General features: G+C 66.3%; 20 protein-coding genes and 1 pseudogene. 6 read left to right on the forward strand and 15 right to left on the reverse strand.

The window, feature by feature from the left end:
• Nucleotides 1-37 precede the first annotated feature (37 nt).
• The 3 genes from ABIB78_RS02295 (at nt 38) to ABIB78_RS02305 (ending at nt 4,488) form a co-directional block, all read left to right on the forward strand.
• Entirely contained in the window at nt 38-1,087 is a 1,050-nt protein-coding gene (locus tag ABIB78_RS02295) for an aldo/keto reductase (protein ID WP_429020950.1), read from the forward strand.
• Entirely contained in the window at nt 1,084-1,938 is an 855-nt protein-coding gene (locus ABIB78_RS02300; protein WP_429020952.1) for an amidohydrolase family protein, read from the forward strand. Before ABIB78_RS02295 ends, ABIB78_RS02300 begins: the two co-directional genes overlap by 4 nt.
• A gap of 210 nt (nt 1,939-2,148) precedes the next feature.
• Nucleotides 2,149-4,488 (forward strand): Tex family protein, encoded by a 2,340-nt coding sequence (locus tag ABIB78_RS02305; RefSeq protein ID WP_429020954.1) that lies wholly within the window; start codon nt 2,149-2,151, stop codon nt 4,486-4,488.
• 45 nt (nt 4,489-4,533) lie between these two features.
• Here the strand turns inward: ABIB78_RS02305 and ABIB78_RS02310 are convergent, their stop codons facing one another.
• On the reverse strand, nt 4,534-5,997 hold the full coding sequence (locus ABIB78_RS02310; protein ID WP_429020956.1) for a catalase: 1,464 nt from the start codon (nt 5,995-5,997) through the stop codon (nt 4,534-4,536).
• A 434-nt stretch (nt 5,998-6,431) separates the two neighbouring features.
• On the opposite strand from ABIB78_RS02310, the gene ABIB78_RS02315 reads away from it, so the two are divergent.
• The 3 genes and pseudogenes from ABIB78_RS02315 to ABIB78_RS02325 all read left to right on the forward strand — a co-directional run.
• The gene (locus tag ABIB78_RS02315) at nt 6,432-6,956 is read left to right on the forward strand and encodes a hypothetical protein (protein ID WP_429020959.1); all 525 of its coding nucleotides are present in this window, start codon (nt 6,432-6,434) and stop codon (nt 6,954-6,956) included.
• A 129-nt stretch (nt 6,957-7,085) separates the two neighbouring features.
• Entirely contained in the window at nt 7,086-7,778 is a 693-nt protein-coding gene (locus ABIB78_RS02320) for a response regulator transcription factor (protein WP_429020962.1), read from the forward strand.
• 424 nt (nt 7,779-8,202) lie between these two features.
• Nucleotides 8,203-9,138 (forward strand): annotated as a pseudogene (locus ABIB78_RS02325) (sensor histidine kinase); the annotation flags it as partial.
• 537 nt (nt 9,139-9,675) lie between these two features.
• Here ABIB78_RS02325 and ABIB78_RS02330 read toward each other — a convergent pair.
• From ABIB78_RS02330 to ABIB78_RS02395, 14 genes are read right to left on the reverse strand one after another with little or no spacing between them, the layout of a single operon-like run.
• Nucleotides 9,676-10,302, reverse strand: a complete 627-nt coding sequence (locus ABIB78_RS02330; protein ID WP_429020964.1) for an FMN-dependent NADH-azoreductase — start codon at nt 10,300-10,302, stop codon at nt 9,676-9,678.
• Nucleotides 10,303-10,311: 9 nt separating this feature from the next.
• On the reverse strand, nt 10,312-11,883 hold the full coding sequence (locus ABIB78_RS02335; RefSeq protein WP_429020966.1) for an isochorismatase family protein: 1,572 nt from the start codon (nt 11,881-11,883) through the stop codon (nt 10,312-10,314).
• A gap of 17 nt (nt 11,884-11,900) precedes the next feature.
• Nucleotides 11,901-12,749 (reverse strand): MBL fold metallo-hydrolase, encoded by an 849-nt coding sequence (locus ABIB78_RS02340; RefSeq protein WP_429020969.1) that lies wholly within the window; start codon nt 12,747-12,749, stop codon nt 11,901-11,903.
• Between the two features lie 48 nt (nt 12,750-12,797).
• Entirely contained in the window at nt 12,798-13,688 is an 891-nt protein-coding gene (locus ABIB78_RS02345; RefSeq protein ID WP_429020970.1) for an amidohydrolase family protein, read from the reverse strand.
• Nucleotides 13,685-14,803, reverse strand: a complete 1,119-nt coding sequence (locus tag ABIB78_RS02350) for a vWA domain-containing protein (RefSeq protein ID WP_429020973.1) — start codon at nt 14,801-14,803, stop codon at nt 13,685-13,687. The genes ABIB78_RS02345 and ABIB78_RS02350 overlap by 4 nt, the downstream gene beginning before the upstream one ends.
• The gene (locus tag ABIB78_RS02355; protein WP_429020975.1) at nt 14,800-15,681 is read right to left on the reverse strand and encodes an AAA family ATPase; all 882 of its coding nucleotides are present in this window, start codon (nt 15,679-15,681) and stop codon (nt 14,800-14,802) included. Before ABIB78_RS02355 ends, ABIB78_RS02350 begins: the two co-directional genes overlap by 4 nt.
• Nucleotides 15,682-15,690: 9 nt before the next feature.
• Entirely contained in the window at nt 15,691-16,713 is a 1,023-nt protein-coding gene (locus tag ABIB78_RS02360) for a xanthine dehydrogenase family protein molybdopterin-binding subunit (protein ID WP_429020977.1), read from the reverse strand.
• A 2-nt stretch (nt 16,714-16,715) separates the two neighbouring features.
• On the reverse strand, nt 16,716-18,308 hold the full coding sequence (locus tag ABIB78_RS02365; RefSeq protein ID WP_429020978.1) for a xanthine dehydrogenase family protein molybdopterin-binding subunit: 1,593 nt from the start codon (nt 18,306-18,308) through the stop codon (nt 16,716-16,718).
• A 12-nt stretch (nt 18,309-18,320) separates the two neighbouring features.
• The gene (locus ABIB78_RS02370) at nt 18,321-18,800 is read right to left on the reverse strand and encodes a (2Fe-2S)-binding protein (RefSeq protein WP_029082752.1); all 480 of its coding nucleotides are present in this window, start codon (nt 18,798-18,800) and stop codon (nt 18,321-18,323) included.
• A 6-nt stretch (nt 18,801-18,806) separates the two neighbouring features.
• Nucleotides 18,807-19,625, reverse strand: a complete 819-nt coding sequence (locus ABIB78_RS02375; protein WP_429020980.1) for an FAD binding domain-containing protein — start codon at nt 19,623-19,625, stop codon at nt 18,807-18,809.
• 15 nt (nt 19,626-19,640) lie between these two features.
• Nucleotides 19,641-20,084 (reverse strand): SRPBCC family protein, encoded by a 444-nt coding sequence (locus tag ABIB78_RS02380; protein WP_429020982.1) that lies wholly within the window; start codon nt 20,082-20,084, stop codon nt 19,641-19,643.
• A gap of 3 nt (nt 20,085-20,087) precedes the next feature.
• Complete coding sequence (locus ABIB78_RS02385; RefSeq protein ID WP_028338488.1) at nt 20,088-20,525, reverse strand: SRPBCC family protein; 438 nt, start codon at nt 20,523-20,525, stop codon at nt 20,088-20,090.
• 9 nt (nt 20,526-20,534) lie between these two features.
• Nucleotides 20,535-23,426, reverse strand: coding sequence for a flotillin domain-containing protein (locus tag ABIB78_RS02390; protein ID WP_429020986.1), 2,892 nt, complete (start codon nt 23,424-23,426; stop codon nt 20,535-20,537).
• Between the two features lie 26 nt (nt 23,427-23,452).
• Nucleotides 23,453-24,286, reverse strand: a complete 834-nt coding sequence (locus ABIB78_RS02395; protein WP_429020988.1) for a phosphoenolpyruvate hydrolase family protein — start codon at nt 24,284-24,286, stop codon at nt 23,453-23,455.
• Nucleotide 24,287: the final 1 nt, after the last annotated feature.

The following is a 24,287-nucleotide window of genomic DNA, read 5'->3' on the forward strand; positions in this document are numbered from 1 at the left end:
TCCCTGCAAGCAAGAACACTGCAAGGGAGCCGTCACGGTGAACCAACCTCCATCCTCACATCCGGCGTCTGCGTCGGCGCTGCCACGTCGCAGGCTCGGCCGCACCGGGCTCGACGTCTCCATCCTCGGTTTCGGCACCGCGCCGCTCGGCGATCTCTTCGCGCGGCTTGACGACGCGGCGGCGATCGCGGCGGCGGAGCGGGCGTTTGCGCTGGGTGTGAACCTGCTCGACTCGTCTCCGCTCTATGGCCATGGCCTCGCCGAGCACCGCAGCGGCACCGCGCTGCGCCGCGCCACGCGTGACGATATCGTCGTCTGCACCAAGGTCGGTCGCTGGATGGACCCGTTCCGCGGACGCGGCGACGGCTCGAATTTCGTCGGCGGCCAGCCGCATCGCGCAGTGGTCGATTATTCCTATGACGGCACGATGCGCTCGGTGGAGCAATCGCTGCTGCGGCTCGGCACCGATCGCATCGACTTGCTGCTGATCCACGACGTCGACGTCTGGACCCACGGTGCCGACGCGATCGAGGCACGGTTTCGCGAGGCGATGGAGGGCGCCTATGTTGCGCTCGACAAACTGCGCGCCGAGCGGGTCGTCAAGGGCATCGGGATCGGCGTCAACGAGGCCGAGATGTGCGTACGTTTCGCCAAGGCCGGAACGTTCGACACCATGCTGCTCGCCGGCCGCTACTCGCTGCTGGAGCAGCCGGCGCTCGCCGAGTTCCTGCCGCTCGCGCAGGCCCAGGGCATCGGCGTGATGCTCGGCGGCGTGTTCAACTCCGGCATTCTGGCGACCGGCGCGGTTGCCGGCGCCAAGTACAATTACAAGGACGCGCCGCCCGAGATGATGCAGAAGGTGGCGGCGATCGACCGCGTCTGCCGCGTCCATAGCGTCGCGCTGCCGACCGCCGCCCTGCATTTCGCGCTCGGCCATTCCGCGGTCGCAAGCCTCGTACTCGGCGCGCAGACCCCGCAGGAGGTCGAGCGCAACGTCGCTGCCTTGGCTACGCCTGTTCCGGCCGCGCTGTGGCGTGATTTGAAAGCCGAGGGGCTGCTCGATCAGCACGCGCCGGTGCCGGCATGATGCGGATCGACGCTCACCACCATGTGTGGACCTTGGCGCGCGCCGATTACGGTTGGCTGACGCCCGAGCGCGGGCCGATCTATCGCGACTTCGGCCTGGCCGATCTCGCGCCACATCTCGCCGCAGCCGGGATCGAAGGCACCATTCTGGTGCAGGCCGCACCAACCGAAGCCGAGACCGCTTTCCTGCTCGATATCGCCAAGGGAGCCGAGCAGGTCCGCGGCGTCGTCGGCTGGATCGACTTCGATGCCGGCGATGCCGTGGCGCGCATCGATGCGATCGCCGCGCGCGAGCTGCTGGTCGGCCTGCGGCCGATGGTGCAGGACATCGCCGACGACGACTGGCTGCTGCGGCCGGAACTGGCGGCAGCGCTCGAGGCCGTGGCGCGGCACGATCTTGTATTCGACGCGCTGGCGCTGCCGCGCCATTTGCCGCGGCTCGTCCAGGTGGTCGATCGTCATCCGGACCTGCAATTCGTGCTCGATCATTTCGGCAAGCCGCGGCTCGCAACCGGCGACATCGCGGCGTGGAAGGACGATATTGCAAGCCTGGCCGCACGGTCCAACGTCGTCTGCAAGCTGTCCGGCTTGGCGACGGAGGCGGCGCCGAACTGGCAGGTCGCTGACTTGCGCGAGGCCGTGGATCATGCACTGGCATGTTTCGGACCGCAGCGGATGCTGTGGGGGAGCGACTGGCCCGTCGTCAATCTCGCCGGCGGTTATGCGCATTGGCTTGCAGCCGCGGAGAGCCTGCTTGCCGATTTGTCAAGTGAGGCGAGAGCTGCGATTTTCGGCGGCAATGCGGCGCGGGTCTATTTGTCAAGCCGCGGACGGCCAACATCCCAGAAATAGAATATGATCCGGAAAAGTGCGAAGCGGTTTTCCGAAAAGATCATGCTTAAACAAGGCGCTAAAGCGCGGATTCAAATTCATCGAGCTTTGGCGCACGCGGCGCGCCAAATTTGATCCACAGCGCGCCTTGATGAATCATTCCGGGATGGTCCATAAGCGGCGTCCGCGTCACCATTGGACAGGCGGCGCAATGGGGCTAGAGAGACGAGCGTGGCAAAGATTCATCATCAGATTGCGCAGGAGCTGGGGGTTCGCGACGAGCAGGTCGAGGCGGCGGTGACGCTGCTCGACGGCGGCGCCACGGTGCCGTTCATCGCTCGCTACCGCAAGGAGCTCACCGGCGCGCTCGATGACGCGCAGCTGCGCACGTTGGAAGAGCGGCTGACCTATCTGCGCGAGCTCGAGGAGCGCCGCACCGCGGTGCTCAATTCGATCCGCGAGCAGGGCAAGCTCGATGCCGCGCTCGAGGCCCAGATCATGGCCGCCGACAGCAAGGGCCGGCTCGAGGACATCTATCTGCCGTACAAGCCAAAGCGCCGCACCAAGGCCGAGATCGCCAAGGAGGCCGGGCTCGAGCCGCTCGCCGATCTTTTGCTGACACAGCCCGAGAGCGACCCGAACGAGGCCGCCGTTCCCTTCGTCGATGCCGAGAAGCAGGTCGCCGACGTCGCGGCAGCGCTGGACGGCGCGCGCGCGATCCTGGTCGAGCGTTTCGCCGAGGATGCCGATTTGATCGGTGCGCTGCGCGAGGAGATGTGGTCGAACGGCATCATGGCCTCGACCGTCCGCACCGGCAAGAAGACCGAAGGCGAGAAGTTCAAGGACTATTTCGATTTCTCTGAGCCGCTGCCGAAGCTGCCGTCGCACCGCATCCTGGCGCTGTTCCGCGGCGAGAAGGAGGAGATCCTCGACCTCGCGATCAAGCCGGAGGCCGAGGCACCGGCCGTCGGCGTGCCCGGCCTCTACGAGCTCAAGATCATGAATCGCTTTGCGATCTCCAGCCAGGGCCGCAAGGGCGACAAGTGGCTGACGGAGACGGTGCGCTGGGCCTGGCGCACCAAGATCCAGATCCATCTCAATATCGACCTGCGGATGCGGCTGTGGGCCGCGGCCGAGACCGAGGCGGTGCGCGTGTTCGCCTCGAATTTGCGCGATCTCTTGCTTGCCGCGCCGGCCGGCGCGCGCGCCACCATGGGGCTCGACCCCGGCTATCGCACCGGCGTCAAGGTCGCGGTCATCGATGCGACGGGCAAGGTCGTGGCGCATACGGCGGTCTTCCCGCACGAGCCGCAGCGGCGCTGGGACGAGGCGCTCGCCATTCTCGGCAAGCTCGCGATCGAGCACGGCGTCGAGCTGATCGCGATCGGCAACGGCACCGCCTCGCGCGAGACCGACAAGCTCGCCGCCGAGCTCGTGAAGCGGCTGCCCGAGCGCAAGATGACCAAGATCGTGGTCTCCGAGGCCGGCGCGTCGGTCTATTCGGCCTCGGCTTTCGCCTCGAACGAATTGCCCGACCTCGACGTCACCATTCGCGGCGCGGTCTCGATCGCGCGGCGCCTGCAGGATCCCTTGGCCGAACTCGTCAAGATCGATCCCAAGGCGATCGGCGTCGGCCAGTACCAGCACGATCTCGGCGAGGCCAAGCTCGCGCGCTCGCTCGATGCCGTGGTGGAAGACTGCGTGAACGCGGTCGGCGTCGATGCCAATACCGCCTCGGTGCCGCTTCTCTCGCGTGTGTCGGGCATCGGGCAGGGGCTGGCGCAGAGCATCGTGCAGCATCGCGACGCCAACGGCCCGTTCAAGTCGCGCAAGGCGCTGAAGGAGGTGCCGCGGCTCGGGCCGAAGGCGTTCGAGCAATGCGCCGGCTTCCTGCGCATCAGCAACGGCGAGGACCCGCTCGATTCATCCGGTGTGCATCCGGAAGCCTATCCGGTGGTGCGGCGCATCCTCGAGGCCACCAAGAGCGACATCAAGGCGCTGATCGGCAACGCCGACATGGTGCGCGGGCTGAGGCCGCAATCCTTCGTCGACGACACTTTTGGTTTGCCGACCGTCACCGACATTCTGCGCGAACTGGAGAAGCCCGGCCGCGACCCGCGTCCGGCGTTCAAGGCGGCGGTGTTCAAGGACGGCGTCGAGGAGGTCAAGCACCTCAAGAAGGGCATGATCCTCGAAGGTACCGTGACCAACGTCGCGGCCTTCGGCGCCTTCGTCGACATCGGCGTGCACCAGGACGGCCTGGTGCACATCTCGGCGATGTCGCGGAATTTCATCAAGGACCCGCGCGAGGTGGTGAAGCCGGGTGACATCGTCAAGGTGAAGGTCCTGGACGTCGAGGTCGCGCGCAAGCGCATCGCGCTGACGCTGCGGCTCGATGACGAGATCGGACCGAAGAAGGACAATGCCGGATCGTCGCGCGATTTCTCGCGCGGCTCCGGCAAGATGACGTCGTCCGCGCCGCGTCGTGCGCAGGAGCAGTCCGGCGGCGGCGCCCTCGCGGAGGCGCTGCGCCGCGCCGCCGAGAAGAACGGCCGCGGCAAGCCGACCTGAGCCGCAAAGGAGGGCGGCAAGCCGAGCTCGCCGCCCTCATCTTCGTTACAGCTTGCCGGCCGCGAACCTGGCTAGCGCGTCGGCGACGCCCTTGCCGTAGGCCGGGTCGGCCTTGCTGCAATTCGCGACGTGCCGTTCCTGGATGTGCTTCGACGCATTGCCGACCTGGCGGGCGGTGTTGTCGAACAGCGCCTGCTTTTGTGCGGCGCCCATCTTGCGGAACAGATCGCCGGGCTGCTGCCAGTGGTCGTCATCCACGCGGTGGTCCCAATGCGCGGCCGCGCCTGACAGCTCCAGCGGCGGCTCGTTCAGCTGCGGCTGGTCGGTCCACTCGTCATGGCTGTTCGGCCAGTAGGTCAGTGTGCCGCCCAGATTGCCGTCGGTGCGCATCGCGCCGTCGCGGTGATAGCTGTGGAACGGGCATTTCGGCGCGTTGACCGGGATCTGGTGGTGGTTGACGCCGAGCCGGTAGCGCTGCGCGTCGCCATAGGAGAACAGGCGGGCCTGCAGCATCTTGTCCGGCGAATAGCCGATGCCGGGCACCACATTCGCGGGCGCGAACGCCGCCTGCTCGACCTCGGCGAAAAAATTCTCCGGATTTCGGTTGAGCTCAAAAGTGCCGGCCTCGATCAGGGGATAATCGCCTTTCGGCCATACCTTGGTCAGGTCGAACGGGTTGAACGGGAATGCATTGGCCTGCGCATCCGTCATCACCTGGATGAACAGTGTCCAGCGCGGGAAATCGCCACACTCGATGCTGTTGAACAGGTCGCGCTGGTGGCTCTCGCGGTCCTTTCCGACCAGCGCCTCCGCCTCGGCGTCGGTCAGGTTCTGGACACCTTGCTGGGTGCGGAAATGGAATTTCACCCAGACGCGCTCATTGTCGGCGTTGATCATGCTGTAGGTGTGGCTGCCGAAGCCGTGCTGGTGACGGAAGCTCTTGGGGATGCCGCGCTCGCTCATGACGATGGTGACCTGGTGCAGCGCTTCCGGCAGCAGCGTCCAGAAATCCCAGTTCATGTCGGGGTCACGCACGCCTGTGCGCGGATGCCGTTTGATCGCGTGGTTGAGGTCGATGAAGCGCAGGGGATCGCGGAAGAAGAACACCGGCGTGTTGTTGCCCACCACGTCCCAATTGCCTTGATCGGTGTAGAATTTCAGCGCAAAGCCGCGGATGTCGCGCTCGGCATCGGCCGCGCCGCGCTCGCCGGCGACAGTCGAGAACCGCGCGAACATCGGCGTCTGCTTGCCGATCTCGGAGAAGATGCTGGCCTTGGTGTAGCGCGTGATGTCGTGGGTGACGGTGAAGGTGCCGTGCGCGCCGGCGCCCTTGGCGTGCATGCGCCGTTCCGGGATCACTTCGCGGTGAAAGTGCGCCAGCTTCTCGATCAGCCAGACGTCCTGCAGCAGCGCCGGCCCGCGCGGCCCCGCAGTCATGATGTTCACATTGTCGGCAACGGGGGCGCCGGAAGCGTGGGTCAGAAACGGTCTTTTTATCTCGTCGCTCATCGAAAGCTCCTTGCTGGAAGTCAGCGCTGGTCGACCCGGCTCTGCAGAGAGGTCAGGTAACGGGCGATTGCATCGCGGATCGGGTTACGGCCGGCGCGGAGGGAAGGCCCGGTGATCGACAAATTGTGAGCCGGATCTACGATCTCGCCACGACGACGTCGCTTCTTGGATAGGCCGAGAATTAAGAAACCAGGTGCGTCGATTCAACGCGCGCTATCCGCTGATTCCAGCCAAATCTCCGTCGATCTCGGCCAGCCTGGTCGTGGCGTCCGATCCAGGCATTTGCTGCGCGTGCTGGCTCGCTCGCCAATCCTAAATCCGGTGTCAGAATCTGGCGCATTTGTCAGTTGAAGTTGGGCGTCGGCTTGCGTCTTCTGATCATCCTCTGCGTGCGGCGATACGAGGTCGCCGCGGTCCCAATCAGGGAGGATCTCATGAAGAACAGGCTTCTCACGTGTTTCACGGCGGCGACGCTCGCTGTCAGCGTTGCGCTCGCACCCGCTGCCCTCGCCAGAGGCGGCGGAGGCGGAGGCGGTGGCGGCGGACATGGCGGCGGCGGTGGCTTCGGTGGCGGCCACGGCGGTGGCTTTGCTGGCGCCATGGGTGGCGGCATGCATGGTGGCGCCTTTGGCGGCGGCATGCATGGCGGTGGTTTCGGCGGCGGCATGCGTGGTGGAGGCGCGGCGTTCGCGGCCATGGGCGGTGGCGGGCATTTTGCCGGCGGGCACTTCGGCGGCCCCCGCTTCGTCGGTGCACCGGCTATTGGCCCGCGGTTTGCCGGCGCCGGATTCCACGGCTCGCGCTTCTTCCATCACGGCGGCTTCTTCCGCCACCACCGCTTCCATCGCTTCGCGTTCTTCGGCGCGCCCTATCTCTATGCCGGCTATGACTACGGCTGCTGGCGCCGGGTATGGACGTCCTACGGCCTGCAATGGGTCAATGTGTGCGGGGACTATTGATCGCCCAACCAACCGCACCGTTGTCGCGGTCGTCGCCAGGCGTTCCATCCCGCCCCGGAATGGGATAGTCTGGCGGCGATCGTCGCGGGGCGCTCGGAGAGTTCAAGACGCCTCGGAGAGTTCAAGAATATGACCGGAGCTCACCGCCGCATTCTCGTCGTCGAGGATGATCCTGAAACCGCGGGTCAGCTCGTCGAGGAGCTCACCACCAGCGGCTATGACGTGGATCTGGCTGCGAACGGCCGCGAGGCGCTGAGCCAGGGCGCGGCGCGCGACTATGCCGTGATCACGATCGATCGCATGCTGCCCGACATCGACGGCATCGCGGTGATGCGTCAGATGCGCGACGACGGCATCGCGGTGCCGTTCCTGATCATCAGCGCGCTCGGCGAGGTCGACGATCGCGTGCGGGGTCTGCGTGCCGGTGGCGACGACTATCTGGTCAAGCCGTTCTCCTTTGTCGAACTGTTGGCGCGGCTGGAGGCGCTCGGCCGCCGCAGCGAGACCGTTGCCAAGGAGACCATCCTGCGGGTCGGCGATCTCGCGGTCGATCTGATCGCGCGGACGGCGAGCCGCCGCGGCCGGAAGATTCCGCTGCTGCCGAAGGAATTCCAGCTGCTCGAATATCTCGCGCGCAGCGAGGGCCGCGTGGTGTCGCGCGCCATGCTGCTGCAGCACGTGTGGGACCTGCATTTCGATCCCTCGACCAACATCATCGACGTCTATGTCGGTCGGGTGCGCCGCAAGGTCGACGATCAGCAGGCCTATCCGCTGATCCACACGATCCGCGGCATCGGATACTGCCTCCGTGCTCCTGGCTAAAACCCTCAAGTCGTCGACGTTCCGCCTGGCGTTGATCGCCATCGGCGTTTTCGGCCTGATCGTGTCGGCGATCTTCGCTTATGTGTACTGGTCGACGCTGTCCTATGTGCGGGACAGGTCCGATCGCACGATCATGACCGAGCAAGCGAGCCTGGATGATGCCTATGCGCGCTCCGGCCGCGATGGCCTGAGCGCGTTGATCGCGCAACGGATCGCGGACAAGGGCTTTGCCGATCATGTTTACCTCCTGCTTGGCCCCGGGTCGGCGGTGCTCGCCGGAAATCTCGGGCAGTGGCCGGAGAGCGCCGCGAAGCAGGGATGGGTCGAACTTCGCGCGCCGTTGCCGCGTTCTCCGTCGGCAGCGTCGCTGGTGCGAGGCGTGACGGAGACCTTATCAAACGGCGATCGGTTGCTGGTCGGCCGCGATATCAGCGATCTCGACGGCTTCATGGCGCAGATCAGGGCCGCGGGCATTGCCGTTGTCGTGCTGATCATCGTGCTTGCGGCTGCTGCCAGCATCGGCGTCACGCGGCGAACGGTCGGCCGGATCGAGTCGATCAATGCGACCAGTCGCGCCATCATGCTCTCCGGCCTCGACCAGCGCATCCCGCTCCATGGCAGCCACGATGAATGGGATCGGGTCGCGGAAAATCTCAATCTGATGCTGGATCGCATCCAGACCCTGATGGGGGACGTCAAGCAGGTCGGCGAAAATATTGCCCACGACCTGCGCACGCCGCTGACCCGGATGCGCGGCCGGCTCGAGAAGGCCTATCACGCCCCGCGCAGCGGCGAGGGCGATGCCGCGCTGATCGGCGACACCATCGCCGATCTCGATGCGGTGCTCGGGATGTTCGCGTCGATCACGCGGATTTCCGAGATCGAGACGCGTGCCCGCAAGGATGCATTCCGGATCGTCAATCTCGTCGAGATCGCGGGCGAGGTGGTCGAGCTCTACGACGCCGCCGCCGAAGAAGTCACCACCCGACTCGATCTAGCCGGCGACGCCGAGGTGCTTGTGACGGGCGATCGCGACCTGCTGTTCGACGCCATTGCCAATCTCGTCGACAACGCCATCAAGCATGGTCGCCCGGGCGGACGGGTGACCGTGACGTGCGACAACGACGAGGGTGGTGCGGTGATTTCGGTCGCTGATGACGGCCCCGGCATTCCCGCCGAGCAGCACGACCGCGTCTTCAAGCGCTTCTACCGGCTCGAGCAGAGCCGCTACACGCCCGGAAACGGCCTCGGCCTCAGCCTGGTCGCGGCGGTCGCGAGCCTGCACGGCGCGCGGATCGAATTGCACGACAACGCACCGGGTTTGTTGTGCAGGCTCGTCTTTCCGCCGATGGAAACGTAGGAACGTAGGGTGGGTTGGTCCAATGGGTCCGCGCGTAGCGCGGCCCGATGACAAGCTTCGGCGTAACCAACCGATTCCTTCGCGGCACTTCGGCGGGTTGCTCCCTCTGCCTTCTTTCGCCCGACGTAAGTGCGCTCCGCCAAAATATCGAAAACAACCCCATGCAAAGGAGCTGGCGGCTGCCGGTGTTCGACTAGACTAGGCAACTTGACACGTCGGGCAAATCAGGGGTAATTTTCCAATATTCCGAAATCGTGCAAGCGCCGCCGTGTAAGCGCGCAAGCGGGTCCAGCGCGTTGCGAGACTGCGGAAGCACGAGTCAGAGGCCGTGCAACACATTCGATGTCGTCCTGACGAAAGCCAGGACCCATTACCCCGAAAGCTCGTTGCTGTGCGAAGCTGGGACCACGATCCGTTTCGCAGCAAACGCCTGTGGTTATGGGTCCTGGCTTTCGCCAGGACGACGAACGGCGGGGCCCGCCTAACATCCGCCGGAGTCCCTGCTTTCGCAGGGACGACGGCGGAGAGCTGCGAGCGTCAAAACCTCGCCGCCATCTCCGCGAGTCTCCGGTGCGCGGCCTCGCGCGCGGCGCGGATCGGCTCAGTGGGTCCGGTGGTCGGACCGATCGGCACGAAGCGCACGTCGCTGAGGCCGATGAAGCGCAGCGCCTCGCGCAGATAGGGCGTCGCCATGTCGATGCGGCCGCGGTTCATGCCGGTGACGAAATCGCTGCCGCTCGCCAGGATCACGATGGTCGGCCGGTCCCTGAGCAGCGGCAGATAGCCCTGCGCCGGATCGAACCGGAAGGTCAGCCCAGGCTGGATGATGACGTCGAGCCACTGCTTGAGCTTGTAGGGAATGCCAAAATTCCACATCGGGGTCGAGATCAGCACGCGGTCCGCCAGCGACAGCCGCAGCGCGAGGCGTTCCGCGGTTGCGAAAGCATCGTGCTGCGAATTGGTGAAGGCCTTGCCACCGATCCGGGCGTATTTGGCTTCAAGCAGATACCCCTCGAACTCCGGCAACGGATCGTGCCACAGGTTCATCGCGTCGATCTCCCAGTCCGGCCGCGCCTGGCGGAAGCGGTCGAGAAAGACGCGCGCACCGGCCGCCGATTCCGAATCGGCGCGAGGAGAGCAGGCGAGATGCAGCAGCTTCGGCACCGCGCCTCCTTAGCCGAGCGCCTTGATGACGGTGTCGGCGTTGGTCACGACGGAGACGTTCTGCAGCGCGAAATTGATCGCGGCGTTGTGCCAGCCGGCGTTCATGGTCGAGCAGCAATCCTCCGGCACGATCATGAAATAGCCCTTGTCGGCGCCGGTGCGCGCGGTGTGCTCGACCGACATGTTGGTCCAGGCGCCGGTGTTGATGATCATGTCGCGGCCGGTGGCCTTCAGGATGGTCTCGAGCCGGGTGCCCTCCCAGGCGCTCATGCGCATCTTCTCGACCACGAAGTCGCCCGGGCGCGGCTCGAGCCCGGAGACCGGCGCCGCGCCCCAGCTGCCGCGCACCATCGCTTTGCTGTCGACCAGCCCCTCGAACAGCGGTGCGTTCAAGGTTACGCCGGGCGCGCCCGGCTCGACGACGAACCAGACATGGATGATGGCGACGCCGCGCGCACGGGCGGCTTTGGCCACACGGCGAATATTCTCGACGACGTGCTGCTGGCGCGCATGCGCGGGCGCGCCGGAATCGGCGAACGCGCCGCCATCCATGATGACATCGTTCTGCATGTCCTGGATGATCATCGCGCAGCGCTGCGGATCGAGCTGCATCTCGCCGGCGGTCAGGTTCGGCGCGGGCGCAGACGTCGCGGCACTCGCCCCGCCGCGCTTGCCGCTCATATAGGGTTCATGGCGCGGCCCGACCTTGGTCGGGATCGCGTAGACCGAATGGGTTGCAGTCAGATAGAGCGTGCGGAGATCGGCGCCGCCCCAGGCGAGATTGGCGACGAGCTCGGGCAGGCGGACCTTGCCGAGCAGGTCGCCACCTTGCGAATAGACCCAGACGCCGCCGGGCGCGGTGACCCAGACATTGCCGCGCTGGTCGCATTTCATGCCGTCGGGAAGGCCGGGCTCGAGCTCGGAGCGAATGCCGGAGGCGAAAACACGCGGATTGCCGAGCGCGCCGTCGGCGGTGACGTCGAAGGCGCGGATCAGCGCCTGCATGGTGTCGTTGACATAGAGGATGCGCTCGTCAGGCGAAAAACACAGCCCGTTCGGCTGCTCGAACAGATAGCGGTCGACCAGCAGCTTCGGCGCGCCGCCCCCGGGCGGGACACGGTAGACACCCTGGAAGCCGAGCTGGCGCGGCCGTTCGACGCCATAGACCGGCATCCGGCCGTACCAGGGATCGGAGAAATAGATCGCGCCCGAGGAATGGACGCAGACGTCGTTCGGACTGTTGAGCTCCTGGTTCTCGTAATGCGAGGCCAGCACCTCGCGCCGCCCGTCGGGCCATTCGCGGATCAGCGAGGATGTCGCGTGCTCGCAGACGATCAGGTTGAGGTCGGCGTCATAGGTCATGCCGTTGCACTTGTTCGACGGACGCTTGACCTCGACCACGCCGCGCCGCGCATCCCAGCGCCGTCGCACATCGCCCGGCATGTCGGAGAACAGCAGGAAGTGATCGACCGGGTGCCAGATCGGTCCTTCCGTGAAATCGAAGCCCGTCCCGACCTGGCCGACCGGCGCATAGGGGTCGATCAGGTCTTCGAACTCAGGCCGCAGCGTGACATGCGTCATCGCGTTCGTCCTCGCTGTTATGCCGGGAACCAGTTGCGTTGCGGCATGCTCTGCACGACCGGCCCGGGCACCTGGTCGTGCAGCCGGCCGACCACCATGCCGCCCTCGATCTTGGCCGGACGATCATGCACCGGCAGCAGGTAGCGCGAGCTGGAGAGCAGCTTCTTGATCGCGGCCTTCTCGGCGCGCTTGCTGGTGCCGTGGTTGCCGGTGGTGCGCGGCTCCCAATCATGGATCTCGTTGAAGGGGGTGACGATCTGATCGTTGATATCGTAGATCACGTCGCCGCAGATCGTCGCGATGCCGTCGGCGGTGTGGACGTGGATGTTCATCGAGCCTTCGGTATGGGCGTTGGCGGCGTCGCAATAGACGCCCGGCATCAGCTCGACTGGTCCCGTGATTTCGAGGTCGAGGAAGCGCAGTGCGCTCTTGGTGTGCAACCGGTCGATCAGGTGCTTGATGTCGGGCGCGGGATATTGCGGGTGCATCAGGCCGGACACGGAGTATTCCAGCTCCTTGCGGTTGAGCACGACGGTCGTGTTCATCGGAAACAGATCGTCCTTGCCGGCATGATCGATGTGCAGATGGGTGTGGCAGACGAAACGGACATCGCCCATGCGCACGCCGTGGCGGGCGAGCTGGTTCTCGATCATGTTCTCGTGGAACTGGAGACCGCGCATGCCGAGCGTCTCCATGATCTGGTTGGAGCGGTAGCCGGTATCGACCAGCACGGGGTAGGGGCCGCCGAGGATCAGGAAACCGAGCGTCAGCACGCGGCGGGTGCGGCCGCAATTGTGCCCGAGCACGAGGAAGCTCGATTCCAGCTCGATATCGCCATAGTCCAGGATCTTGATCTCCAACGGCATCGCTCTCCCTCCCGATTCGTATTCGTTGTCGTATTCGTCGCCGCGTGGCTAGGGCCCCAGCCGATAGACCCGTGCCGCTGTCGCGCCGAAGATCGCCTCGCGCTGTTCAGCGCTGAGCTTTGCTGTGCCCGTCTTGAAGGCGTCGATCAGATCGCGATAGCTGGTCCACAGCTTCTCGATCGGAAAGTTCGAGCCGAACAGGCAGCGTTCCGCGCCGAAGATCGCGACCGTATCGGTCACGACGCCGGTGATATGCTCGGCATCGTTGCGGTGGATGAAGGTGCCGAGCCCGGACAGTTTCGACACCACATTGGGGCATTGTGCGAGCCGCGCCATGCCGGCGCGCCAGGCAGCGCGGCCTTGCGGCGACAGATCCTCGAGCATGCCGGCATGCTGCAGGATGAAGGTCACGCCGGGACAGGCTGCAGCGAGACCGGCGGCATCGGCCATCTGCGGCGCGAACACCTGCAGGTCGAAGCTCCAGCCATAGTCGGCCAGGCGGCCGACATTGCGCCGGATCACGGGATCGGCGCAAAGGTCCGGACGCGCCGCGTAGCGATAGAGCGGGTTTTCGTGCCAGTGCAGCTGCATGCGCACCCCGCGCACCAGCGGGTAACGCTTCAACCGATCGAGCTGTGGCCGGACGTCGTCGACGGAGAAATCGGCATAGGCAACGAGTGCGTGCGGCCAGCCGTGCTGGTCGGCGGTCTGCTGCACCCAGGCTGCCTCATCCTCGAACTTGCCGCTCGGCCAGTTGGTCTGGACATAGACCGAGCGGGTGACACCGGTGTCCTTGAGGTCCTCGAGATATTCCTGGATCGGATAGTCGCGGCGGATCGGCTCGTAGGGGCCGAAAATGCGCGGCTGCATCGGGCCGGACAGCCAGGCGAGATCGGCCTGACGCCAGATGTGATGATGTCCGTCGACAATACCAGTCACGCAGCTCTCCTTGTTCCAAGCGACAGCAGATGCGCGACCATTGCCGCGCTCGATCCGCCGTCCACGAGATCATCGACAAAGCGCTGGATCGCGATCAGCGCCTCGGTTTGCGGCTTGAAGCCGGGCGCGGTTGCCAGCGGCGTCAGCCAGCTCACGCGCCAGGCCCGGCGCGACAGCTTTGCAACGGCATCGCGGAGCGCGGCCGGATCGCCGCGCTCGAGACCATCGGAGACGATCACCACCGCAGCGCCGCGGGCATATCCGCCGAACCGCGGCACGGCCAGGAAGGCCTGCAGCGCATCGCCGATGCGGGTACCGCCGTCCCAGTCGCTGACCAGGAACGAGGCGGCGTTGAGCGCCTGCTCGCGGCGTTTCAGCCGCAGCGCCGGGGTGACGCGGGTCAGCCGCGTGCCGAAGGTGAACACCTCGACATTGCCGGCCGACTGCATCAGTACATGCGCGAGCCTCATGTTCTCCTCGGTGCGCGCCTTCATCGAGCCGGAGACGTCGATCAGGAACAGGATCTTGCGCGGCCGCTGGCGTCGGCGCATCCGTCCGAGCCGCAGCACTTCGCCGTCATTGCGCACGCTGTCGCGCAAGGTGCGGCGGAGATCGGCGAATGGGCCGCTCTTCGCGCGGCGCCGTCGGTGGCCACGCCGTCGCGGCAATCGCCGGGCCGCCTCGCGCGACAATTGCCGTAGCGGATCGCTGGTTGCAGTCTGCGCAAATCTTCGCTCGACCAGCGCCTCGGCCCGCGCCGCGGCGAGGCCGGATTCATTGGCCTCGTCGGCGAGCGGCGGCTCGTCCTTGCCGCGGCCTTCCTCCTGCATACGGACGGTCTCCTCGTCCTCGCCGTCGGCCTGCTCGATCGCTTCAGAGCCGCGGAAATGGATGTCGAACAACCGATCATAGGTCGCGCGGCGCTCCGGCGGCGGCGCCAGCGTCGCAAGCCCGGCCTGGCGGATGTGCTCCAAACTCCGCGGGCCGAGCAGCTCGATCGCAGCCAGAAAGCTGGTCGTCTGGTCCGGCGCGACCGAGAATCCGTTGGCGCGCAGCAGCGCGACAAAGGACACGAATATCTGCGCGGCGCGCGGCAGCTTGAGATCGTCGCTCACGCGGCTGCCTCCGCGATGATCGCATCGAGCCGCGGCGAGATGAAATGAAGGTCCTCCTCGTCCTTCAGCGCGACGCCGATCGAGCGCTTGAAGGCGTCCGGCCAGCGCGCGCCGCCCTTGTGCAGCAAGGTCGCGGCCTCCGCCCAGTCGACCGCCTCGGCAATGCCCGGCGCCTTGCTCAGTGGCTCGCGGCGCAGCCGGCCGACGGCGGCGACGACGGCGCGGGCGGTGGCTTCGGCGACGCTGGAGGCGCGCATCATCACGATGCGGGCCTCGCGCTCGGCATTCGGATAGTCGATCCAGTGATAGACGCAGCGTCGCCGCAGCGCCTCGTGCAGGTCGCGCGTGCGGTTCGAGGTCAGCACGACAACGGGGTGCTCGGCGGCGCGCACGGTGCCGCGCTCGGGGATCGAGATCTGGAAGTCGGAGAGGAATTCGAGCAGAAAGGCTTCGAACTCCTGGTCGGCGCGGTCGATTTCGTCGATCAGCAGCACGGTCGCGTCCGGCGCGCGCAGCGCGGCCAGCATGGGGCGCTCGATCAGGAACGACTCGCCATAGATGTCGATGCTCTCTTCGCCGGCCTGCCGGATCGCCAGCATCTGGCGCGGATAGTTCCACTCATAGAGCGCCGCCGAAGCGTCGATGCCTTCATAGCATTGCAGCCGGATCAGCCTGCGGCCGAGCACGGCGGCGATCGCCTTCGCAGCCTCGGTCTTGCCGACGCCCGGCGCGCCCTCGAGCAGCAGCGGCTTGCCCAGCGCGAGCGAGAGATAGGCGGCGGTCGCGATGCCGTCGTCGGCGAGGTAATAGGCCGCGCGCAGCGCCTTCTCCAGCGCCTCGGGGCTGTCGATGCCGACGATGTTGCTGCGGACCGGCATGGAAAGACCTCAGCGCCGCGGCTGCGGCCGCGCGCCGCCCTGCGCCTTGATCGCGCGCAACACTTTCTCCGGCGTGATCGGCAGGTCGTCGATCCGGACGCCGACGGCATTGAAGATCGCGTTGGCGACGGCAGGCAGCACCGGATTGGCGCACATCTCGCCCGGTCCCTTGGCGCCGAACGGGCCGTCGGGCGCCGGGCGTTCCAGCACCGCGATGTCGTGCGGGCAGATGTCGCCCGGTCCGGGCATCAGATATTCGACGAAATCGCGCGGTCCGTGCACCGGGTCCGGATAATAAGGCTCCGGCGTCTCGTAGAGCGCGTGGCTCACGCCCATCCAGGCGCCGCCGACCAATTGCTGCTCGACCAGCCTGGGATTGAGCGCGCGGCCGAGCTCGTAGGCAGAGTCCATCCTGACCATGTCGACCTCGCCGGTCTCGTCGTCGACCTCGACCTCGGCGACCAGGCAGGCATGCGCGTAGCATGTCGCCGGCGACATCTCGCCGGTTTCCGGATCGACGTCGGACAGCGGCACCAGGAAGATGCCGCGGCCGGAAATCGTCTTGCCTTGCTTGAACTGCGCGGCGATCGCGACGTCCTTGGTCGAGATCGAGCGATGCGGCGCGCCCTTGACGTGGATGTTGCCGCGGCCGTCGGTTTCGAGATCGGCGGCGTTCACTTCCAGCTCCTCGGCGGCGGCTTCCATCATCACGCCGCGGGCCTCGTGCGCAGCCGCCATCACGGCGTTGCCGACGCGATGCGTGCCGCGCGAGGCAAACGAGCCCATGCAGTGCGGGCCGGTGTCGGAATCCGCGGTGTCGACATAGACGTCCTCGACCGGCACGCCGAGCGTCTCGGCGCAGATCTGCCGCGTCACCGACTTCATGCCCTGGCCGAGATCGATCGAGGACAGCGCCACGGTGAACTTGCCGCTCGGGTTGGAGTGCACCAGTGCCTGGCTCGGGTCGCCGCCGAGATTCATGCCGATGGGATAATTGACCGACGCGATGCCGCGTCCGCGATGCCGGGTCATGGTCAGCGCCTCCTGGTGCCGAAGACGGAAGAGAAGCGGGCGGCGCCATGCGACGGCGCGTTCGGACGTGATGGCGGAGGTGACGGTGGCGGCGAAGAGGGCGGCGGTGGCGGCGGCTCGCGGGTCGCGGCCGGCGCGCGGTCATACGTCGTGCGCTGCTGCGACGGTGCGGCCAGCGGCGCATGCGATTCTCGCGGCGTCAGCGTCACGGCGGCGCGCGCGCCGCCACCATCCTTGCGCGACGACATCCGCTTGAAATCCTCGCGGATCGGCCATTTGGCTTTTTCCGCGGCAACCTGCACGCATTCGATCAGTGCCGTGTTCTTGGCCTCGCGCCGATGCGCCTTCATGTCGCCGTCGCGATACGCGTTGAGGATCCGGAACTCCATGGGATCCATGCCGACGAGATGAGCAAGCTTGTCCATCTGGCATTCGATGGCGAAATCCATCGCCGTGACGCCGAAGCCGCGCATCGCGGTCGCGGGCGTCCGGTTGGTGAAGACGCAGTAGACGTCGCCATGGACGTTCGGGATCGTGTAGGGGCCGGGCAGGTGCGCGGCGCATTTCACCGCCGCATAGCTCGACAGCCGCGTATAGGCGCCGCTGTCGAAATAGGCACGCACCTTGCGGGCGACGACGCGGCCGTCGCGCATCACGCCGTCCTTGATGTAGATGCGCTCGGCGCCGCGCGGCGGGCCGTACTGCATCTCCTCCTCGCGCCCGAACACGTAGCGCACCGGGCGTCCGGTCAGCATCGCGCCGAGAATGCAAAGCGGTTCGGTCAGCGTATCGACCTTGCCGCCGAAGCCGCCGCCGACCGTGCCGCCGATGAAATGGAAGGTGTTGGAGGGCACGTCGAGGATCTTGGCGCAGGTGTCGACCGAGAAGAACAGCGCCTGCGTCGAAGTGTAGACGATGTAGCGGCCGTTGGTGTCGGGCGCTGCGATCGAGCCGTTGGTCTCGGTCGGCGCGTGCTCGATCGGCGACATCTGGTAGCGCTGCTCCAGCACATGATCGGCCGTGGCGAGCACCCGGTCGGCGTCGCCGAAGCGCAGCTGCTGGCGATCGTAGGTCTCGTGATAGGTGAAGGTGTTCTTAGGATAGACCTCGTTGACCACGGGTGCACCCGGCTTCAGCGCCTCCTCGACATCGAACACCGCCGGCAGCGGCTCATAGTCGATCTTGACCTTGGCAATGGCCTCATAGGCCTCGCGTGGACTGTCGGCGACGATGGCAACGATCGGTTCGCCCTTGTAGCGCACCTTGTCGACCGCCAGCGATGGCTCGTCATCCTTGCCGAAATTGATCAGGCTGAGCAGCGTGTTCAGGTTACGCGGCACGTCGGAGGCGCGGATCACGCGCCGCACGCCCTGCGATCGCTCCGCTTCGGAGGTGTCGATGCGCCGGAGTCTTGCATGAGAATGGGCGCTGCGGATCACCTTCAGGTGCAGCATGCCCTGCAGCTTGTGGTCGTCGAAATAGGGCGAGGTGCCGGTGACATGGCCGAGCATGTCCTGGCGCTGCGTGCCCTTGCCGATTTCCTTGAGATTGTCGTCGCGCTCGTCGGCGAAGAGATCCTTGCGCAATTCCAGCATGACACTGTTCCTTTACGCGCGCGCCCGGCCGCCGGAAGCGGCAGCCAGCACGGCGTTGATGATCGGCTCATAACCGGTGCAGCGGCAGATATTGCCGGAGATCGCCTCGACCACTTCGGCGCGGCTCGGCTGCGGATTGCGGTCGAGCAGCGCCTTCGCGGCCATCAGCATACCCGGCGTGCAGTAGCCGCACTGCGCGGCGAAATTGTCGGCGAAGGCGCGCTGCAGCGGGTGCAGATTGGGACCGTCCTTGATGCCGTCGAGCGTCTCGACGGAGCGGCCGGCGACCGTTTCGGCGAGCGTTAGGCAGGAGAGATGCAGTTCGCCGTCGATCAGCACACTGCAGGTGCCGCAGCCACCCTGGCCGCAGCCGAATTTCGGCGTCATGTCACCGATCAGCTCGCGCAGCGCGACCAAAAGGTTGGTGCCGCCATCGACGAAGATCGCGACGTCACGGCCGTTGTGCTGAAATTGGAGAGGGGTCTTGGCCATGGCGATCTATTCCTGACCGGACAACAGGCGCCTGAGATGCACGCCGACGATCTCGCGGCGATACCAGGCGCTGGCGAGCGCATTGTCGCCGGGCGAAGCTCCTTCGACGGCCGCCGCGGCAGCTGCATTGATCGTGGACGTGTCGAGCGCGCGGCCTTCCAGCGCGCGCTCGGCGGCCCGCGCACGGATTGGCGTCGGCGCCATCGAGCCGAGTGCGACGCGGGCGCCGATGATGCGGCTGCCGTTGACCGGCAGATGCGCCGCAAGCGTCATCACCGCGCCGCCCTTCGGCTTGATCCGCGCGATCTTGCGGTAGCGGAAGGCATCGGCGCTGCCGGGTTTGGCAAAGGAGATCGCCAGCACCAGCACGCCGGTCTGCCGGTCGCGCGACTGCAAAAACTCCTCGATCGGGATGTCGCGGCCGCCGAGGCCGCCTTGCACCGATACCATGGCGTCGAGCGCGAGCATCGCGACTGTGAAGTCGCCATACGGCACTGGCGCGAAGAGGTTGCCGCCGACCGTGCCCATGTTGCGGACCGCCGGTCCGCCGATCGAGCGGGCAGGGGCATGCAGGAAAGCGAGATCGCGCTCGGCCAGGATACGCGCGAAGGTGACGCCGGCGCCGAGCGTGATGCGCGAGCCGGTGGCGTCGATCCGCGTCATGGCATGGTCGCTGGCGCGGATAACGGTCGAAATCGAGATGTCGCCCTCGTTCAGTGCCCGCATCACCAGCGTGCCGCCGCCGAGATAGCGGGCGCTGCGATCCGACGACAGCGCTGCCGCCGCGTCATGGGTGTTGGTGAAGGTCTTCACCGTGACTGGCATGATGTTCTTTCCCGCTTACGCGGCCTCCTTCAGATGCCGGCGAACGGCTTCGAAGCCGGCCTGGTAGATGTCTTCCGAAACCATCTGCGTGATGCGGTCCTTGTCCTCGGTCCGGGTCGTGAAGCGCGACTCCCAGTGCCAGAAGGTGCGGTCGCCGTCGGTGACCGGCAGCAGGCGGACATGCGCCACGTAATTGAACATCGGGATCGGCGTATCGAGCAGGCAGTAGCTGAACGATTGTTCGAGATCGGACAGCGCCAGCAGCTGCTCGCGCAGTTCGGCGCCGTCCTTCAGCTTGAAACGCCTGACGCAGCCGATCTTGTCGGAGGGCTGCGCCCGCTCGATGCCGCTGGTCGCGACCGCCGGGTGCCAGCGGTCATGGCCGTTGAAATCGCGCAGCACGGCCCACACTGCATCGGTCGGTGCATCCAGGATCGTGCTTTTGACGATATGCGGCACGGCCTATCCTCCGAACGCCCGCTTCAGCGCGTCGAATCCGCCCTGGAATACGCCGCCGCCGATATTGTTGACGAGCTCCGTCTCGCGCTCCGGCGCGCAATCAAATTCGGCGGTCCATTCCAGGAAGGTCTGGTCGCCATCGGTGACCGGCGTGAGCCGCAGGGTCGCGACGTAGTTCTCGACGCCCATCGGCGATTCAAGGATCGAGTAGGTGCAGAACATGTCATAGTCGGACAACCCGAGCAGCTTCTCGCGGATGCGATCGCCATTGCGCAGACGAAAATCCCTGACGCAGCCGATCTTGTCGGAGGGTTCACCGCCCTCGATCCGGCTTTCCGCGATCGCGGGATGCCAGTTCGGCAACCCGTTGAAGTCGCGCACGCGGGCCCAGACCCGGTCGTTGCGGGCGTTGACGACGGTGGAGACGTAAACCCGTGCCATGGCGTGAGCTCAGTCCTTCTTGCGCGGCGTGCGCTCGGGGCGCGGCTCGCCACCGCCCTCGGGCGGTGCCGGCTTGGCGTCGCCGCCGCTCTTGCGCGCGGAGTCCTTGATGCCCTGCATGTCTCGCGCCTCGCGGATCAGGCCGGGCATCTTGGCGAGACTCCCGCCCTCGACGCCGATGTCCGAGAGGATCGAGTCGATCAGCGGCGCCTGCACGCGGTAGCGCAGCGCCGAGTCGATCACCTCGTCGGTGGCGCTGCGGCCGGAACCACTGCCATTGCCATTTCCGTTGAGACCGTCGACTTGAAGGATGCGAATGCCCTCGATCTTCTCCATCGGCTTGACGCTCTCGCGCACGATGCCCTCGATCCGGTCGAGCAGCTTGCGACGGAACAGCGAGTAGCGGGCCTGGTCGGTCAGCACGTTCTCGGCCTCGTTGAGCAGGCGCTGCGCCTCGGCCTCGACCGTCGCACGCACCCGTTCGGCCCCGGCGGCGATCCTGGTCTCCTCGGCCTGCTTCTCGGCGAGCAGCACCTCGACGGTCTTGCGCCGCTTGGCGATTTCGCTCTCGCGCGCGGTGACGACGCGCTCGGCAGCCTCAGTGGCGTGGACCCTCGCGTCCTCGGCAGCGGCGCGCGCCGCCGATTCCTCCAGCGACTTCTGGTGCAGCGCGATGGCCTTCTCCATCAAGGCGGTTTCGACGTCCCTCTCCCTGTTCACCTCGAGCTTGCGCAGCTCGCGCTCACGGCCGATCCGGGCCTCGTCGAGGCCGCGGTCTGACGAAATGCGCGCGCGCTCGACCTCCTCGCGCGCAGCGATCTCGGCTTCCTGCAGCGATTGGTTGCGGGCGACCTCGAGCTGCTCGATCGAGCGGCGCCGTGCGATCCGCGCAGCCTCCAGCGCCTGCTCGCGGGTTACGTCCGTGGTCTCGACTTCCTTGCGCGCGATGATTTCGGCCTGCTTGACCTGCCGGTCGGCATCGATGCGTTCCGAACGCTTGGCGGCGAGTGCGATCACGCGCTCCTCGTCGGCGAGCTCGATCGCCCGCTTCTGGTCGATGTTGAGCACCTCGCGGGTCTTGGAGGAGCTGATCCGCTCGCTCTCCAGCGCCAGCTCGACATCGATCCGCTGCCGCTCGACGGCGTCGCGGCGCTTCAGCTCGGCGGCCTCGATTGCCCCGGTGCGCTCGATCTCGAGCGCGCGCGTCTCGCGTTCGGCACGGATGCGCTGCGCGGCGACCGACTTCTCCTGCGAAATGCGCGCCGCCTCGATCGATTCGCGCGAGGCGATGTCCGCTTCCTCGATCGCACGGGTGCGCGCGATCTCGAGTGCCCGGACGTGCTCCTCCTGGGCGATCCGCGACGCCTCCGTGGCCTCGCGCGCGGTGATTCCGGCGATCTCGATCGCCTGGTTGCGCTCGATCTCGAGCTTGCGGGTGGCGTGGTCGGCGGCGATGCGCTCGGCCGCAAGGGTCTTCTCGCGGGCGATGCGGGCGGCTTCGACCGCCCTCTGCGCTTCGATCTCGGCCTCCTGGATGGTGCAGATCTGCTGGATCTCCAGCGCGCGGGTCCGCTCATCCGAGGAGATGCGCTCGACATTGACCGCCATGGTCTGGGCGATGCGGGCCTTTTCGGTGGCCTCGCGGGCCGCGATCTCGGCCTCGTCGACCGCCCGGGTGCGCTCGATCTCGCGCCGGCGGGTCTCTTCCTCATTGGCGATGCGGGCATCGGTGACGACGCGGTCCTGCTGGATGCGGGCCTTCTCGATCGCCTCGCGGGCGGCGATCTCGGCTTCCTCGACGGTACGCATCCGCTCGATCTCGCGCTGGCGGACCTCGCGCTCGGAGGCGATGCGCGTGGTGTCGACCGAGCGCTGGTTGGCAATACGCGCCTTCTCGATCTCCTCACGCGCCAGCAACTCCCTTTCTTCCACCGCGCGGGTACGTTCGATCTCCCGGTGCCGGGTCTCGCGCTCGGAGGCGATCCGGGCTTCGGTGATGGCCTGCTCATTGGCGATGCGGGCCTTTTCGATGGCTTCGCGTGCCGCGATCTGAGCCTGCTCGGACTCGGTCTCGCGCAAGGCACGTTCACGCGCCACTTCGGTGCGCTGCTGGGCGCGGCGCATCTCGATGTCGCGCTCCTGCTCGAGGCGGGCGGTCTCGCTCTCGCGCTCGATGTCCAGTGCCTGCCGCTCGGCTTCGAGGTTGCGGGAACGGATCTTGATCATCGAGTCCTGCTCGATGTCGTTGCGCAACTTGCGCTTGGACTCGATGTCCTCCATCAGGCGGGTCAGGCCTTCGGCGTCGAAGCGGTTCGACGGGTTGAAATATTCGAGGTCGGTCTGATCGAGATCGGTGATCGCGACCGATTCCAGTTCGAGGCCGTTTTGCGCCAGCGCTTCCGCTGCATTGGCCTTGACGCGGGCGACATATTCGCCGCGCTGCTCGTGCATCTGCTCCATCGTCATCTCGGAAGCAACGGAGCGGATTGCGGAGATGAACTTGCCGGAGAGCAGGGTGTGCAGCTGTTCGGGTTCCATAGTGCGGCGGCCGAGCGTGGCGGCGGCGATCGAGACGGCCTCGCGGGTCGCCTGCACCCGGACGTAGAAATCGGCCTCGATGTCGACGCGCATGCGGTCGCGGGTGATGACGGCATCCTGCCGGGAGCGCACGATCCCCATCGGCAGCACGTTCATGTTGACCGGCGTGTAGTCGTGGATGAAGGGCAGCACGAAGGCACCGCCGTTGATCACCACGCGTTCTCCGAGGAAGCCGGTGCGGACGAAGGAGGTTTCCTTCGATGAGCGGTGGTAGAGCCAGTTCACCACGTAGACGATGATGACGATCGCGACGATCGCGACGATGAGCCAGAGGATCAATTCACCGACCAGCATCCCCGACATCTCTTCCTCCCTTGGTCACGGCGGCTCTAGCGCGCGCCGATCGCCTTGAACTTGCGAACCTGATCCGTCAGCGCCCGCTCGACCGGCAAGCGCTCCATCGAGGAGGCGCCATAGAAGCCGTGGCAGTTGCGGGTCTGCTTCATGATGAAATCGGCATCCGCGGGGTCCGCGATCGGACCGCCATGCGCGAGCACGATGATGTTCGAATTGACGCTGAGCGCGGCCTCGGCCCAGACTTCGATCCGGGCAGGGCAGTCCGCAAGCTTCAGGGCGGTGTGCGCGCCGATCGTGCCGCCGGTGGTCAGCCCCATATGGCAGACGATGATGTCCGCGCCCGCAATCGCCATCGCGGTCGCTTCCTGCTCGCTGAACACATAGGGCGTGGTCAGCATGTTCTTGTCGTGCGCCTTCGCGATCATGTCGATCTCGAGCGCGTAGGACATTCCGGTCTCTTCGAGATTGGCGCGAAAGGTCCCGTCGATCAGTCCGACGGTCGGGAAATTCTGCACCCCGGAGAAGCCGAGCGCCTTGAGCTGGTCGAGGAACACCTCCATGTCGCGGAATGGATCGGTGCCGTTGACGCCGGCGAGCACCGGCGTCTTGGTCACGACCGGCAGCACCTCGCCGGCCATCTCGACGACGATGGCGTTGGCATCGCCATAGGGCATCAGTCCGGCGAGCGAGCCGCGGCCGGCCATGCGGTAGCGGCCAGAATTGTAGATCACGATCAGGTCGACGCCGCCGGCTTCCTCGCATTTCGCCGACAGCCCGGTGCCGGCGCCGCCGCCGACGATCGGCTCGCCGCGCGCGATCATGGCGTGAAACTTCTTCAACAGCGCCGCGCGTTCAAACCTGGGCATG

The organism is Bradyrhizobium sp. I1.14.4, assembly GCF_050435825.1.
In the GTDB taxonomy this organism is placed as follows: domain Bacteria; phylum Pseudomonadota; class Alphaproteobacteria; order Rhizobiales; family Xanthobacteraceae; genus Bradyrhizobium.